This window comes from Dryocola sp. LX212 (genome assembly GCA_041504365.1).
GTDB lineage: Bacteria > Pseudomonadota > Gammaproteobacteria > Enterobacterales > Enterobacteriaceae > Dryocola.
The window spans coordinates 2,930,572-2,945,630 of sequence record CP167917.1 but is presented as its reverse complement, the minus strand read 5'-3'; the positions used below and the strand labels follow the sequence as shown (position 1 = coordinate 2,945,630).

15 protein-coding genes and 1 other annotated feature are annotated in these 15,059 nt (G+C 55.2%); of the genes, 5 read left to right on the top strand and 10 right to left on the bottom strand.

Annotated features, from left to right (window positions below):
- Positions 1-100: 100 nt before the first annotated feature.
- On the top strand, positions 101-1,087 hold the full coding sequence (wzzB, locus tag ACA108_14345) for an LPS O-antigen chain length determinant protein WzzB (protein XEX94556.1): 987 nt from the start codon (positions 101-103) through the stop codon (positions 1,085-1,087).
- 58 nt (positions 1,088-1,145) lie between these two features.
- Here wzzB and hisIE read toward each other — a convergent pair whose 3' ends face one another.
- The 9 genes from hisIE to hisL all read right to left on the bottom strand — a co-directional run bounded on the left by hisIE (position 1,146) and on the right by hisL (position 8,395).
- Entirely contained in the window at positions 1,146-1,757 is a 612-nt protein-coding gene (gene hisIE, locus ACA108_14340) for a bifunctional phosphoribosyl-AMP cyclohydrolase/phosphoribosyl-ATP diphosphatase HisIE (GenBank protein XEX94555.1), read from the bottom strand.
- Complete coding sequence (gene hisF, locus ACA108_14335; GenBank protein ID XEX94554.1) at positions 1,751-2,527, bottom strand: imidazole glycerol phosphate synthase subunit HisF; 777 nt, start codon at positions 2,525-2,527, stop codon at positions 1,751-1,753. The genes hisIE and hisF overlap by 7 nt, the downstream gene beginning before the upstream one ends.
- Positions 2,509-3,246, bottom strand: a complete 738-nt coding sequence (hisA, locus tag ACA108_14330; GenBank protein ID XEX94553.1) for a 1-(5-phosphoribosyl)-5-[(5-phosphoribosylamino)methylideneamino]imidazole-4-carboxamide isomerase — start codon at positions 3,244-3,246, stop codon at positions 2,509-2,511. Before hisA ends, hisF begins: the two co-directional genes overlap by 19 nt.
- 5 nt (positions 3,247-3,251) lie before the next feature.
- Complete coding sequence (gene hisH / locus ACA108_14325) at positions 3,252-3,842, bottom strand: imidazole glycerol phosphate synthase subunit HisH (GenBank protein ID XEX94552.1); 591 nt, start codon at positions 3,840-3,842, stop codon at positions 3,252-3,254.
- Entirely contained in the window at positions 3,842-4,909 is a 1,068-nt protein-coding gene (gene hisB / locus ACA108_14320) for a bifunctional histidinol-phosphatase/imidazoleglycerol-phosphate dehydratase HisB (protein ID XEX94551.1), read from the bottom strand. Before hisB ends, hisH begins: the two co-directional genes overlap by 1 nt.
- On the bottom strand, positions 4,906-5,988 hold the full coding sequence (gene hisC / locus ACA108_14315; protein XEX94550.1) for a histidinol-phosphate transaminase: 1,083 nt from the start codon (positions 5,986-5,988) through the stop codon (positions 4,906-4,908). The genes hisB and hisC overlap by 4 nt, the downstream gene beginning before the upstream one ends.
- Positions 5,985-7,307 carry a histidinol dehydrogenase gene (hisD, locus tag ACA108_14310; protein XEX94549.1) on the bottom strand — a complete coding sequence of 441 codons (1,323 nt, stop codon included), beginning with the start codon at positions 7,305-7,307 and terminating at the stop codon, positions 5,985-5,987. The genes hisC and hisD overlap by 4 nt, the downstream gene beginning before the upstream one ends.
- A gap of 4 nt (positions 7,308-7,311) precedes the next feature.
- Positions 7,312-8,211, bottom strand: a complete 900-nt coding sequence (gene hisG / locus ACA108_14305) for an ATP phosphoribosyltransferase (protein ID XEX94548.1) — start codon at positions 8,209-8,211, stop codon at positions 7,312-7,314.
- 35 nt (positions 8,212-8,246) lie between these two features.
- Positions 8,247-8,369 (bottom strand) — a sequence feature (His leader region).
- Complete coding sequence (hisL, locus tag ACA108_14300; GenBank protein ID XEX98120.1) at positions 8,345-8,395, bottom strand: his operon leader peptide; 51 nt, start codon at positions 8,393-8,395, stop codon at positions 8,345-8,347. Its footprint overlaps the feature before it by 25 nt.
- A 197-nt stretch (positions 8,396-8,592) precedes the next feature.
- On the opposite strand from hisL, the gene ACA108_14295 reads away from it, so the two are divergent.
- From ACA108_14295 to ACA108_14280, 4 genes are all read left to right on the top strand, one after another.
- Complete coding sequence (locus ACA108_14295) at positions 8,593-9,420, top strand: SDR family oxidoreductase (GenBank protein XEX94547.1); 828 nt, start codon at positions 8,593-8,595, stop codon at positions 9,418-9,420.
- Between the two features lie 37 nt (positions 9,421-9,457).
- A complete protein-coding gene (locus ACA108_14290) occupies positions 9,458-10,366 on the top strand; it encodes a LysR substrate-binding domain-containing protein (GenBank protein XEX94546.1) in 909 nt (302 codons plus the stop codon).
- A 144-nt stretch (positions 10,367-10,510) separates the two neighbouring features.
- Positions 10,511-11,809, top strand: coding sequence for a 4-aminobutyrate--2-oxoglutarate transaminase (gene gabT, locus ACA108_14285; protein XEX94545.1), 1,299 nt, complete (start codon positions 10,511-10,513; stop codon positions 11,807-11,809).
- Positions 11,810-12,015: 206 nt separating this feature from the next.
- Positions 12,016-13,380 carry an APC family permease gene (locus ACA108_14280; protein XEX94544.1) on the top strand — a complete coding sequence of 455 codons (1,365 nt, stop codon included), beginning with the start codon at positions 12,016-12,018 and terminating at the stop codon, positions 13,378-13,380.
- 207 nt (positions 13,381-13,587) lie between these two features.
- Here ACA108_14280 and sbcB read toward each other — a convergent pair whose 3' ends face one another.
- Positions 13,588-15,027 carry an exodeoxyribonuclease I gene (gene sbcB / locus ACA108_14275; protein XEX98119.1) on the bottom strand — a complete coding sequence of 480 codons (1,440 nt, stop codon included), beginning with the start codon at positions 15,025-15,027 and terminating at the stop codon, positions 13,588-13,590.
- Positions 15,028-15,059: the final 32 nt, after the last annotated feature.

Genomic DNA, 15,059 nt, shown 5'->3' with positions numbered 1-15,059 from the left:
CAAATTTTCGCAATTACTTTCAGGCATTTTCTTGGTTATCTGATTATACTGTGGTTGCATAATTCCTCGCTTTATTTGGAACATTTTTCTTAGGGTAATCATGAACCAAGATAACAATAATATGATGCGCAATCATATTGGAAACACGCCTGAATCTGTTGATTTGATTGATCTTATTGTTCAATTGTGGAAGGGAAAGGTGACCATCATCGCCGTTACCGTTGTGATGATCGTCCTCGCAGGTGTCTACCTTCTGGTAGCAAAAGAGAAATGGACTTCTTCAACAATCATCACGCAGCCTGATGCTGCGCAAATAGCAACCTATAACAATGCCCTCAATGTCCTTTATGGCGGCGCAGCACCGAATATTACCGATATTCAAAACCGCGTTGTGGGGCGCCTAAGCACCTCTCTTTCAGCCTTGTCCGAAACGCTGGACAACCTGGAAGAGCCGGAAAAGCTGACCGTTGAGCCTTCGGTTAAAGGACAGGCTCTGCCGCTGAAAATCAGTTACGTCGGCGACACGCCTGAGAATGCCCGCGCCAAGGTTGCCCAGTATTTGCAACAGGTTGATGAGCAGGTGGGTGAAGAGCTGGCGCTGGATCTCGATGATAACATCAAGCTGCAAATCCAGATTCTGATTGATTCACTGCAAACGCAGGAAAAGGTGGCTCGAGAGCAAAAAGAGCTGCGTATCAAGCAGATCAAAGAGGCACTGAAATTTGCTGAAGAATCAAAGGTTACCTCGCCGCAGATTCAGCAGGGTTCAGACGTAACCCAGGACACCTTGGTTCTGCTCGGCAGTGAGGCGCTCTCTTCAATGGTCAAAAATGAGTCGACTCGTCCGCTTGTTTTCCCTGGCGCTTACTATCAAACAAAGCAAAACTTGTTTGATATCCAGGCACTGAAAATCGACCCTAAAACCATCCATGCCTATCGTTATGTTTTAAAGCCAACTTTGCCTATAAAGCGCGATGCGCCTAAAAGAGGCTTAACCCTGATTCTGGCGGCGCTACTCGGTTGTATGATTGGGGCCGGTGTGGTGCTAGGACGTAATGCGCTTCGCAACTACAAGCTAAACGCTTAAGTATCTCGCAAAAATATATCAGGCCGCGTCAGCGGCCTTTTTTGCATCTATCAAACAGCTATTTATGCCGCTGCTTCAAATTCTCAATCACCGCGCTTAAATCCAAATCCTGATCCTGCAGCAGTACCAGCAGGTGATAGATCAGGTCGGATGCTTCATTCTTCAGTTCAAACCTGTCATTCACCGTGGCGGCAAGAGCAGTTTCAACGCCTTCTTCACCCACTTTCTGGGCGATACGTTTTGTGCCGCTGGCGTACAGTTTCGCTGTGTATGAGCTTTCCGGGTCGGCGGTCTTGCGTGAAGCCAGGAGCTGTTCCAGTTCGTACAGAAAATGCCAGTCATGCTTCGCAGGTGCGAAGCAGCTGGGTGTGCCCAGATGGCACGTTGGGCCTATTGGGTTTGCCAGCACCAGCAGCGTGTCGTTATCACAGTCAGGCGTGATGCTGACAACATTCAGGAAGTTGCCGGAGGTTTCACCCTTGGTCCACAGGCGCTGCTTAGTGCGGGAATAAAAGGTAACTTTGCCACTCTGTTCCGTCTGTGCCAGCGCGTCCTGGTTCATATAGCCCAGCATCAATACTTCGCCGGATACGGCGTGCTGGACGATGACCGGCATCAGGTTATCCGTTTTTTCCCAGTCCAGCTGGTTACGCTGTTGTTCTGTTAACACACTCGAATCTCCACGCCCTGCTGAACCAGGTAGGCCTTCAGTTCAGCAATATTAATAATCTGTTTATGGAACACGGAAGCCGCCAGCGCACCGTCAACGTCCGCGTCGCGGAATGCCTGGTGGAAGTGTTCCATCGTTCCCGCGCCGCCGGAGGCAATCAGCGGCACTTGGCATACTTCGCGTGCTTTTCGCAGCTGCTCGAGGTCGTAGCCGTTGCGTACGCCGTCCTGGTTCATCATATTTAGTACGATTTCCCCGGCGCCGCGCTTCTGGACTTCCCGCACCCAGTCCAGCGTTTCCCACTGCGTCACACGCGTACGGCTTTCGTCGCCGGTGTACTGGTTAACGTGATACTTGCCGGTCTCGCTGTCAAACCAGGTATCAATGCCCACTACAATACACTGCACGCCAAAGCGGTCGGCCAGGCGGGCGATCAGCTCCGGGTCCGCCAGGGCAGGGGAGTTGATTGAGATTTTATCCGCGCCAAACGACAGAATTTTTGCCGCGTCGTCTACTGATTTGATACCGCCCGCCACGCAGAAAGGAATATCGATAACTTCGGCTACCCGGGATACCCAGCTCTTATCGACCACGCGGCCATCGCTTGACGCGGTGATATCGTAAAAGACTAACTCGTCCGCGCCTTCCTGCGCATAGCGACTTGCCAGCGGCACAATATCACCAATGATTTCGTGATTGCGGAACTGCACGCCTTTTACGACCTGGCCGTCACGCACGTCCAGGCAGGGAATTATCCGTTTTGCCAGCATGAAATCGCCTCCGCTACGTTGAATTTACCTTCCAGCAAAGCCCGCCCGACAATCACGCCGCGCACGCCGGTTCCGCGCAGTGCGGCTACGTCATTTATATCGCCAATGCCCCCGGATGACTGAAACGCCACCTGAGGGTAACGCGCGCAAACCTCTTCATATAATGAGACGTTAGAGCCAGCCAGCGTACCGTCCCGGGAAATATCCGTGCACAGCACGTGTTTCAGGCCGACCGGCAAATAAGTCTCCACTAACTCTTCCAGCGACACGCCGGAGTTTTCCTGCCAGCCGCTTACCGCTACCTGCTTATTGCCTTGCTCGTCGATACGCACATCTAATGCCAGCACCAGCGCATCTGCGCCGAAGCGTTCAAACCAGCCTTTGACAATTTCAGGGGATTTCACCGCCGTTGAGCCAACAACTACACGTGCAACGCCGGTTTCTAATAATGCAGCTACATCTTCTTCGGTACGCACGCCGCCGCCAACCTGCACGGGGATTGTCACTCCGGCAACCAGCGTTTTGATTAATGGGATCTGGCGCTTCGCCGGATCTTTGGCGCCGGTCAAATCCACCAGGTGCAGCACTTCGGCGCCCTGGGCCTGGTAGTCCTGTAGGCGAGGAAGCGGGTCGCTACCGTAGTCGCGCTGCTGGCCGTAATCCCCCTGATGGAGACGCACCACTTTGCCGTCAATTAAATCGAGAGCGGGAATAATCATCGTGCTTACATCTCCAGGAAGTTCTTGAGCAATTTCGCGCCTGCCGTGCCCGAGCGTTCCGGGTGGAACTGCACGCCGTAGAAATTGTCTTTCTGTACCGCCGCGGTGAACGGTTCGCCGTAGCTGGCCTGTGCGATAGTGTTTGAGCAAACCGGCATCGCGTAGCTGTGAACGAAATAAAAATACGACCCGTCTTCAATATCGCGGAAGAGGCGGTCGCCCGCTTTTGGGTAGACGCGGTTCCAGCCCATGTGCGGCAGCGGCAGACCGTGGTCGGTCATTTTCAGCACCGGCTCGTCAATGATGCCCAGGGTTTTCACGCCCTGATTTTCGTCGCTGTGGCTGCCCAGAATCTGCATACCGAGGCAGATGCCCAGCACCGGCTGGGTACAGGCCTGAATCAGCTCGATTAATTCACGCTCGCGAATCTGGTCCATCGCTGCCTGTGCCGTGCCCACGCCCGGCAAAAACAGTTTGTCGGCATGTAGCACAACATCCGCATCGCGGCTGACGACAGGATCGTAGCCAAGGCGCTTAATAGATGATTTTACCGACAGAAGGTTGGCGCAACCGGTATCGAGGATCACCACGTTCATCACAGCACTCCTTTTGAGGAGGGTAGCGTATCCCCTTCAACGCGAATCGCCTGGCGCAGCGTGCGGCCAAAGACTTTAAACAGGCTTTCAACGCGGTGGTGGTCGTTTTTGCCCTTGGTCTTCAGATGCAGCGTGACGCCCATGGTATAAGAGAGCGAGCGGAAGAAGTGTTCAACCATCTCGGTGCTCAGGTCGCCCACGCGCTGAAAGTTGTATTCGGCTTTGTACTCGAGGTGCGGGCGGCCGGAAATATCCAGCGCGCAGCGCGCCAGGCATTCATCCATCGGCAGGGTGAAGCCAAAGCGGGTAATACCGCGCTTGTCACCCAGGGCAATTTTCAGCGCCTCACCCAGCGCAAGGCCGGTGTCTTCTACGGTGTGGTGATCGTCAATATACAGATCGCCTTTTACGCTGATCTCCATGCGGAAACCGCCGTGGGTGGAGATCTGATCAAGCATATGGTCGAAGAAGCCGACGCCGGTATTGATCTTGCTGCCGCCTTCGCGATCCAGCCAGACCTGCACGTCAATCTGCGTTTCTTTGGTGGCGCGTTCGACGTGTGCGTAGCGGTCGCGTTTGGTTAGCTGCTCGCCGATTGCAGGCCAGTTCAGCGTCTCAACGTTATAACGCAGACCCTGAATGCCCATATTCTCCGCAAGCTCGATGTCCGTTGCACGGTCGCCAATCACGTAGCTGTTTGGTTTATCCAGCACGCCTTCTTCCAGATATCCGTTCACCATGGCAATTTTCGGCTTGCGGCAGTCGCACTCATCCGCTGGCAGATGTGGACAGATCAGCACGTCGTCAAACGTCACGCCCTGCGAGGTGAACACCTGCATCATCAGGTTATGCGGGCCATCAAAATCGGCCTGTGGGAAACTTGCCGTGCCCAGACCGTCCTGATTAGTGATCATCACCAGCCTGTAGCCAGCTTTTTGTAATTGCAGCAGGGCGGGGATCACGGCTGGCTCAAAGGCCAGTTTGTCCATGCGATCCACCTGGAAATCAGAAGGTGGTTCGGAAATTAAAGTGCCGTCGCGGTCGATAAATAAAATTTTCTGGCTCACACAGCCTCCGTGGCCGTCAGGCCGGGTTGTTGGCGCAGCGCGGTGAGGGTGCGCTCGCACTCGGTACGGGTGCCAACGGTGATCCGCAGGCAGCCGCTTAACGAGGGTTGTTTATTCTGGTCGCGTAAGATAATGCCCTGATCCCACAAAGATTTAAATACCGCACTGGAGGCAGTTATTCTCGCCAGCACGTAGTTTGTCTCTGAGTCGAAAACTTGCTCAACGCAGGCGGTTTGTCGCAGTCCGGCAATCAGATACTGACGATTGAGCAGCACTTCTGCCACGCGCTCACGCATTGCGTTGATGCCCTGCGGGCTTAACGCCTGAGCGGCTATGTCCGCAACCGGCGTGGACAGGGGATAAGGCGCGATAACTTTCATCAGCAGATTGATGACTTCTTCACTGGAGAGGGTAAAGCCGCAGCGCAGGCCGGCAAGCGCGAAGGCTTTCGAGAGCGTGCGCAGCACGACTAAATGCGGATATTCTTCCATCCAGCCCGTCAGCGTCGCCTGCGGGCAAAACTCAATGTAGGCCTCGTCGACAACGACCAGCGCCTTGCCACGCGCCATCTCCAGCAGCACACGGAAGTCCTGCGGGTCGATGAGCTGCCCGGTTGGGTTATTTGGGCTGCAAACGTAAATGACTTTGACGCCTTCGATATTTGCCGCAATGCCCGGTAAATCCAGCTGCCAGTTTTCAAGCGTCGGCACCGTGCGGCACTCAACGTTGAACGCTTCGGAGCTGACGCTGTACATGCCGTAGGTTGGCGGGCAATACAGCACGGCGTCTTTACCCGGTTCGCAGAAGGCGCGGATCAGCAGTTCGATGCCTTCGTCTGCGCCACGGCTGACCAGCACCTGCTCCGGTTTCACGCCCGCGTATTCGGCATAGCGCTCAATCACCAGTTTTGGCTGGCACTCCGGGTAACGGTTCAGCGTTTGCTGGGTCAGTTCGAATTCAACCGCCGTTGGATATTCGTTGGCGTTGAGCCAGACGTCGCCGTTGCCGCCCAGACGGCGGGCCGACTGGTAAGGGGTCAGGGCGCGAACGTTCTCGCGGGCTAACTCTTCAATGCTCATTGCATCTCCTCGTTTTTATTACGGTTCAGGGCGGCAACGCGCAGGGTCACGGCGTTTTTGTGTGCGTCCAGCAGCTCGGCAGCGGCCAGGGTTTCAATCGTTTTTGCAAGGCTTGCAAAACCTTGTGGCGTCAGCTCCTGCACGGTCATGCGCTTCTGGAAATCCGCCAGGCCCAGGCTTGAACAGGTGGCGGTATAACCGTAGGTAGGCAAGACGTGGTTGGTCCCTGAAGCATAGTCTCCGGCAGATTCGGGCGACCAGTCGCCCAGGAACACGGAGCCGGCGCTGGTGATGCTTTCCACCAGGTCACGGGCGTTACGGGTCTGAATAATCAGGTGCTCAGGCCCGTACTGGTTAGAGATCTCAATACACTGTTCCAGCGAGCTGGCAACAATCAGGCGGCTGCTTTCCAGTGCTTTGCGGGCCGTCTCCGCACGGGGCAGAGCGGCGAGCTGACGTTCAACAGCTTCGGCTACGGCCTGCGCCATGGCGGCATCCGGCGTAAGCAGGATGACCTGCGAATCCGGCCCGTGTTCCGCCTGGGAAAGCAGATCAGAGGCCACGAAATCTGGCGTTGCACCGCTGTCGGCAATCACCAGCACCTCAGATGGCCCCGCTGGCATGTCGATAGCGGCTCCGTCCAGGCGCTGGCTCACCTGGCGTTTAGCTTCGGTCACAAAGGCATTGCCCGGCCCGAAGATCTTATCTACTTTCGGGATGCTTTCAGTACCAAGCGCGAGGGCAGCAATGGCCTGCGCGCCGCCAACCTGAAACACTTCCTGCACGCCGCAAAGCTGCGCGGCATAAAGGATTTCATCGGCAATCGGCGGTGGAGAGCAAAGGACGACTTTTTTGCAGCCCGCAATACGCGCGGGCGTAGCAAGCATCAACACGGTAGAAAACAGGGGGGCAGAGCCGCCCGGGATATATAGACCAACGGAGGCAACCGGACGAGTAACCTGCTGGCAGCGCACGCCGGGCATGGTTTCAATGTCGACGGTGGCGAGCTGCTGGGCAACGTGAAATTTTTCGATGTTGGCAACGGCAACCGCCATCGCGTCTTTGATTTCTGGCCCGAGGCGCGCCACGGCGGCGTCGATTTCCTGAGCCGTAACCTTCAGCTGCTGCACTTCAGTTTTATCAAACTTCGCGCTGTATTCGCGCAGCGCCTGGTCACCGTTACTTTTAACATTATTGAGAATGTCAGCCACCGTGCGCGTGATGCTTTCAGAGGCTGAAATCGCCGGGCGGGTCAGCAGCGCCTGCTGCCCGGCCCGATCGCGTTCGTTCCAGTTAATTACCGTATTGAAGGTCGACATGGCCTTACTCCATCATCTTCTCAATTGGCAGCACCAGAATGGAGCTCGCGCCCAGCGCTTTCAGCTTCTCCATGGTTTCCCAGAACAGCGTTTCGCTGCTCACCATGTGCATGGCAACCCGTTGCTGGTCACCTGCCAGCGGCAGAATGGTCGGGCGCTCGGCGCCGGGCAGCAGGGAGATAATTTCGTCCAGACGCTCGCTCGGCGCGTGCATCATGATGTATTTGGATTCGCGGGCCTGAATAACGCCCTGGATACGGGTCATCAGCTTGTCGATGAGCTGCTGTTTTTCCGTCGACATTTCACCGTCGCGCTGAATAAGGCAGGCTTTAGAACGGTAGATAACTTCCACTTCGCGCAGGCCGTTGGCTTCAAGCGTGGCACCTGTTGAGACCAGGTCACAGATCGCGTCGGCAAGGCCAGCGCGTGGGGCAACTTCAACGGAGCCGTTCAGCAGGCAGGATTTGAACTGCACGCCTTTCTCATCAAGATAGCGCTTCAGAATATGCGGGTAAGAGGTAGCGATACGTTTGCCGTTAAGGGAGGCAGGGCCATCCCATGGTTCGTCAACGGATACCGCCAGCGAGAAGCGGCAGCCGCCGAAATCCAGACGACGCAGGGTGAAGTAACGCGGGTCTTCGCCCTGAGCGCGGCGGTTCAGCAGCTCTTCTTCAAGGACGTTTTCACCAATGATGCCAAGGTCGACAACGCCGTCCATCACCAGGCCCGGGATATCGTCATCACGCACGCGCAGAATATCAATCGGCATGTTCTCTGCCAGGGCGATGAGGCGCTGGGTGTGCAGGTTGATTTTAATGCCGCAGCGCGCCAGTAATTCGCGTGAATCATCGCTCAAACGGCCAGATTTCTGCATAGCTATGCGTAAACGTTTGTTATCTAACATTGGTGATACCCCTTATCAATTCCTGTCTGACGTCCAAAAAAAAGCCCCCGGAAGAAATCTTCCGGGGGCTTATTCACACGTTTATGCGCCACTGGAAGATCTTTTCATCTTCCAGCACACATCGCCTGAAAGACTAGTCAGGATGATGGTGATGATGGTGGCTTGCAGTCTGAACGCGTGTCATAAAATTCTCGTATGAATGGTTATTCATGGTGTGCTTTTAACGTAAACCAGATGCAGCACCGAGCGCAAGGGCTTTTTTCCTTCTGGGTTAATATTATGTTTAGCCAGGGTAATTGTCAGTTCCGCTATCCTGGCGTAGCCTTAATCAAGGGCAGATAAATAGCGCAGATGAATATGCTGCACGCCAGGAGATAAGGCATGAAAACGGTTGCGATTGTCGGGTTGGGATGGCTGGGAATGCCGTTAGGGCTGTCATTATCAGCGAGGGGCTGGCAGGTTACCGGCAGCAAAACGACGCTGGACGGCGTGGAAGCCGCCCGCATGTGCGGCATTGACGGCTATCAGCTTGAGCTGACCCCGGAGTTGGTCTGCGAAAGCGACGATCTGGATGCCTTACTGAACGCCGATGCGCTGGTGATTACGCTTCCTGCCCGCCGGGCTGGAGACGGCGATGATTTTTACCGTCAGGCCGTGCAGGAAATTGTAGACAGCGCGCTGGCGCACCAGATCCCGCGCATTATTTTTACCAGCTCAACGTCGGTCTACGGCGATGAAGAAGGAACGGTAAAAGAGATCTCTCCTCTTAATCCGGTTACGGCCAGCGGTCGCGTTCTTAAAGAGCTGGAACAGTGGCTGCACGACTTGCCGGGCACGTCCGTTGATATTCTGCGCCTCGCGGGGCTGGTGGGGCCTGAACGCCATCCGGGCCGTTTCCTTGCAGGCAAAGCCGACGTGGCTAATGGGGGACACGGTGTCAATCTGGTCCATCTGGAAGATGTGATTTCAGCAATTACGCTGTTGTTGCAGGCTCCGAAGGGCGGACACATCTATAATTTATGTGCACCCGGTCATCCGTCACGCGAAGAATTTTATTCGCAGATGGCGCGCCAGCTGAATCTACCCGCGCCGGGTTTCCGCGCGCAGCAGGTTTCAGGGCGTGGAAAGCTGGTGGACGGTAGCCGAATTTGCAATGAACTCGGATTTGAATATCAGTATCCAAATCCTTTAGTGATGCCTATGCAATAGCACAGCGGGGGCATTGCTCGTTATCGTCGAGGCGAGTATGAAACCATTGCTGGATGTACTGATTATTCTCGACGCCCTGGATAAAGAGGGGAGCTTTGCTGCGGCGGCAACGAAGCTCTTTAAAACACCTTCAGCGCTCAGCTACACCGTTCAGAAACTCGAAAACGATCTCAATATTCAAATCCTCGACCGGACGGGGCACCGCGCCCGCTTCACCCGCACCGGTCAACTGCTGCTGGAAAAAGGCCGCGAAGTGCTGCATACCGTTCGCGAGCTGGAGCAGCAGGCGATCAAACTTCATCAGGGCTGGGAAAACGAGCTGGTGATCGGCGTCGATGACTCCTTTCCGTTTTCGCTCCTGACGCCGCTTATCGAGGCGTTTTATAAAAGCTACAGCGTGACGCGGCTGAAATTCATTAACGGCGTGCTGGGTGGCTCATGGGAAGCGCTGACCGAGGGGAGGGCCGACATCATCGTCGGCGCTATGAGCGACCCGCCCTCATTAAGCGGCTTTGGCTTTACGCTGCTGGGTCAGCTGGAGATCGTATTTGTCGTTGCCCCTCATCACCCCCTCGCCGAGGCGGAAGAGCCGCTCACTCGCCGAATAATCAAACGCAGCAGGGCAGTGGTAGTGGGCGACACTTCTCGTCTTGAACCTTCCCGCGCGATGCACCTGCTCGAAGACCAGGAAGCCATAACGGTCTTTGATTTCAAAACCAAACTTGAGCTGCAAATCAGCGGGATCGGCTGCGGCTACATGCCGCGCTACATGGCGCAGCGGTTTATCGAAAGTGGCGTGCTGGTGGAAAAACAGGTTGTCTCCCACGTGCCGTTTGTACCGGTCTGGATTGGCTGGAACGAACAAACAGCAGGGCTTGCCAGCGAGTGGTGGCGGGAGCAAATCGTTGCCAGCCCGGAGATCGCCACCGTCTACGGCACCGCGTAAAATAATGCTTCCGGGTGAGTGGCAGACCCCAGGACGGACATCTATTGTTAAAAGTGGATCGATATATCTTCTGACAATGTCTTCGCGTTTAAATTTTCTCCTCTGCTTTGTTTTGCAGAGGTTTTTTGTGCGCAAGGAGTCCGTATGAAGCAAACCAATCAGCAGTGGCAGTCGCGGCGTGAGCAGGCCGTCCCGCACGGCGTCGGTAACTCACTGCCTGTCTATATAGAGAAAGCAAAGAACGCTGAACTGTGGGACGTCGAGGGAAAGCGTTACATCGATTTTGCGTCGGGCATCGCCGTTCTGAATACCGGTCATAACCATCCGGCGGTCATCGAAGCGGTTCGTCAGCAGCTGGAGCAGTTCACCCATCCTTGTTTCCAGGTTACGCCTTACGGGAACTATATTGAGCTGGCGGAACGTCTGAACGAACTGGCGCCCATCAGCGAGCCTTGCCAGACGCTGTTTTTAACCACCGGAGCGGAAGCCGTAGAAAATGCGATTAAGGTGGCGCGCATTGCCACCGGGCGTTCGGCGGTGATTGCATTTCGCGGGGCGTTCCACGGCCGAACACTGCTGGGCATGGCGCTGACCGGCAAAGTTCAGCCCTATAAGAAAGGATACGGTCCGTTCCCGGCAGGCATCTATCATGCCCCTTATCCGGCGGCCTATCTCGGCGTGACGGATACCCAGGCGCTGGCTTCACTGGCGGGGATTTTTGCAGCGGATGTTTCTCCGGAAGAAGTGGCGGCGATTATTATTGAGCCGGTGCAGGGAGAAGGGGGCTTTTACGCGGCGTCACCCCAGTTTATGAAGCAGCTCCGCGCCCTGTGCGATAAGCACGGGATTGTGCTGATTGCCGATGAAATCCAGAGCGGCTTCTGCCGCACCGGCAAAACGTTCGCCATCGAGCACAGCGAAGTGGAACCTGACCTGATTACCATGGCGAAAAGCCTGGCGGGAGGCTTCCCGCTTTCCGCTCTGGTTGGCAAGAAATCTCTGTTCGATAAAGCGCTGCCCGGCGGGCTGGGCGGTACCTATGCCGGGTCACCGGTAGCCATTGCTGCGGCGCTGGCGGTGACGGACATTATCAGGGAAGAGAAGCTAAACGAGCGCGCCCAGGATATTGGCGAGCAAATCACTTCGCGACTCCGGCAGATGGCAGAGAAATTTGACTGTATTGGTGACGTCCGTGGATACGGCGCAATGATCGCCATGGAGCTGGTAGAAGGGCGGGACAGCCACCGTCCGGACAAAGAGCTAACCGCAGCTCTGGTGCAGGAAGCGGGCCGCCAGGGCCTTGTGCTTTTGTCATGCGGCGTGCGCGGAAATGTCATCAGGTTTTTAGTGCCATTAACCGCCGAAAAAGAAATTGTGAATCAAGGCCTCAACATCTTGTCATCCTGCCTCGAATTGGTGCAAAATACGCGCCTCACTAAATGAGATTAAAAAACCGACGTTAAACGCGTCGGTTATTTTTTTGCATTGAGTTCAAGCAGTCAAACAGGCATCCGCCAAAAAAACCAAGAGGCCGGGCTTCGTACCGGATAGATACTAGCTTTTAAAAAACGACAGTCGTGTCGCCGAGGAAATTAAGATGGGGCAGCTTTTTGCTTTTGCGCAGGCATTCGCCGTTTGGGGAATCAACCATGTCGCTTAACGTCACCGCAGGTGCAAATTCACGCCCAGGGTTGCGTAAAACTCTGACGCTGGTTCCGGTTGTGATGATGGGCCTCGCCTACATGCAGCCAATGACCTTGTTTGATACTTTCGGCATTGTTTCCGGCCTGACCGACGGTCATGTTCCGACAGCATACGCCTTCGCGCTGGTGGCCATTCTGTTCACCGCGTTAAGCTATGGAAAGTTGGTAAAACGCTTCCCGTCAGCTGGCTCCGCCTATACCTACGCTCAGAAATCATTTAACCCGTTTATCGGTTTTATGGTGGGCTGGTCATCCCTGCTCGACTATCTGTTCGCGCCGATGATCAACATCCTGCTGGCTAAAATCTATTTCGAAGCGCTGGTGCCTGAAATTCCTTCGTGGATATTCGTCATCGTGCTGGTTGGTTTTATGACCGTTTCCAACCTGCGCAGCGTGAAAACCGTGGCCAACTTCAACAGCGTCATCGTGGTGCTGCAAATCGTGCTGATCGCCGTGATCATGGGCATGGTTATCTCCGGCGTTGCCGGGGGCGAAGGTGCCGCAACGCTCAGCAGCACCAAGCCATTCTGGTCTGAAAACGCCCATGTGGTGCCGATGATCACAGGTGCGACCATCCTTTGCTTCTCCTTTACCGGCTTTGACGGGATCAGCAACCTGTCGGAAGAGACTAAAGACGCAGAGCGTGTTATTCCTCGCGCTATCTTCCTGACCGCGCTGATTGGCGGCATGATCTTTATCTTCTCTACCTACTTCCTGCAGCTCTATTTCCCGGATATCTCACGCTTCAAAGATCCTGATGCGTCCCAGCCGGAAATTATGCTGTACGTAGCGGGTAAAGCCTTCCAGGTTGGCGCACTGATCTTCTCTACTATCACCGTGCTGGCTTCCGGTATGGCGGCGCACACCGGCGTTTCCCGCCTGATGTACGTGATGGGTCGTGACGGCGTGTTCCCGAACCGCTTCTTCGGCTATATCCATCCGAAATGGCGTACCCCGGCGCTGAACGTTCTGCTGGTTGGCGCGATTGCGCTAATGGCCATCGACTTCGACCTGGTGACCGCGACCGCGCTGATCAACTTCGGTGCGCTGGTGGCGTTCACCTTCGTTAACCTGTCGGTCATCTCCCAGTTCTGGATCCGCGAGAAGCGCAACAAATCGCTTAAAGAGCACATCAACTATCTGGTGCTGCCAATCTGCGGTGCGCTGACCGTAGGCGCGCTGTGGATTAACCTGGAAGAGAGCTCGATGATTCTGGGGCTTATCTGGGCGGGTATTGGCCTGGTGTATGTGGCCTGCGTGACCCGCAGCTTCCGTAACCCGGTTCCTCAGTACAATGAAGACGTCGCATAGCGACGGCGAATAAAAATGGCTCCTGCGGGAGCCATTAGATTGCTGACAAAGAAGGAAAAGCGTGGTTTTTCCTTCTTTGTGATAAGCAGGCGAAAATCAATGAATTGATTTTCCTTGTTATATATTCGGTGTGATCTTTGCGAAATTCATTCGCCTTAGGTTTGTCATTAGTCTGAAATGGCTCCTGCGGGAGCCATTTTTTTGTCTTTAATTCACTAAAAACTGCGCATACTCAAACAGCGCTTTAAGCAATGCCGTCTTCTCTTTATCCCCTTCGTGCAGGTTATAGAGCGCTTCCAGCTCCAGCGCATAGGCCTGCAACGCCTCCTGAGAAAGAACGTCCTGGCGATGGGCTAACCAGCGCTGCTGCTCCGCTTCATCCAGCGTGGCGGGGAAGTTACGGGCCCGGTAGTTGAACAGCAGCTTATCTATGCGCTTATCGACGAAGGTAATATCCAGCGCGGCAAGGTTTTGCGGCTCGGTTTGCAACACGATGCGCATGGCGGCGCGGTCGGCATCGCTGAAGAAACCGTTGTAGATCTGGGCATCCACGTTATCGGACGGCACAAACGGTTCGGCCTCGGCAAAAATCGCCACGGCTTTTTCACGCACGCCAGGGTGTTCGCGCAGCAGCCTGAGATTATTCAGACACTGCTGGCGGTCAATGCCCAGACGCTCCGCATCTTCCGGGCGCAGCGTGTTGGCCACCGCCAGCACGGGGCATTTATTCAGATGAACGAGCTTAATGGGTACTGCTGCCGCATCGCCAAGCGCTGCTTTTGGCGTATACAGCCGTTCGCGGAGCGCATCAGCATCCAGTTCCAGCAGCGGAGAGATGTCCCCTGCAAGATCGACCATAATCACCGCGTTGCGGTTTTCAGGATGCCATGCCAGAGGGGCAATCCAGCTCGTATTACCGCGCCACGCGCCAAACATGCCGGAAACATGCACCAGCGGCTTCATCTGTGGGATATCAATCAGCGTGGTCAGCTTCTGCTTAGAGCGATGGCTGTAAAGGTATTCAAACAGGCGGGGCTGACGCGTTCTGACCAGCTGCGCCATCGCGATGGTCGCGTAGACGTCTGACATTGCATCGTGGGCATTAGCGTGTTCAATGCCGTTGGCTTTGGTCAGATGTTCCAGACGGAAGCTCGGCAGCCCGTCTTCGTTTTCGGGCCAGACGATGCCTTCCGGGCGCAGCGCGTAGCAGGCCCGCATGACGTCCAGCAGGTCCCAGCGGGAATTGTCGTTCTGCCAGGCCCAGGCGTAGGGATCGTAAAAGTTACGGTAAAAGATATTGCGGGTGACTTCATCATCAAAACGAACGTTGTTATAGCCCACCACGCAGGTTTTCGGCACGGTAAAGATGTCGTGAATGCGTTTCGCGAACGCGGCTTCGTTCTCACCTCTCGCCAGCGCGACCTGAGGCGTGATGCCGGTGATCATTACCGCTTCCGGCTGCGGCAGATAGTCACCCGCAGGCCTGCAGTAAAAAACCTCCGGCTCGCCGATGATGTTGAACTGGTCGTCAGTGCGGATAGCAGCAAACTGCGCAGGACGGTCAAGGGAGGGGCTTTTGCCGAAGGTTTCATAGTCATGAAAAAGGAAGGTAGGTAGCGCTACGGTTTCAGACACGGAAGTTACCATTAAGCTGATGAAAGTCTGGCTCAATGGTAACT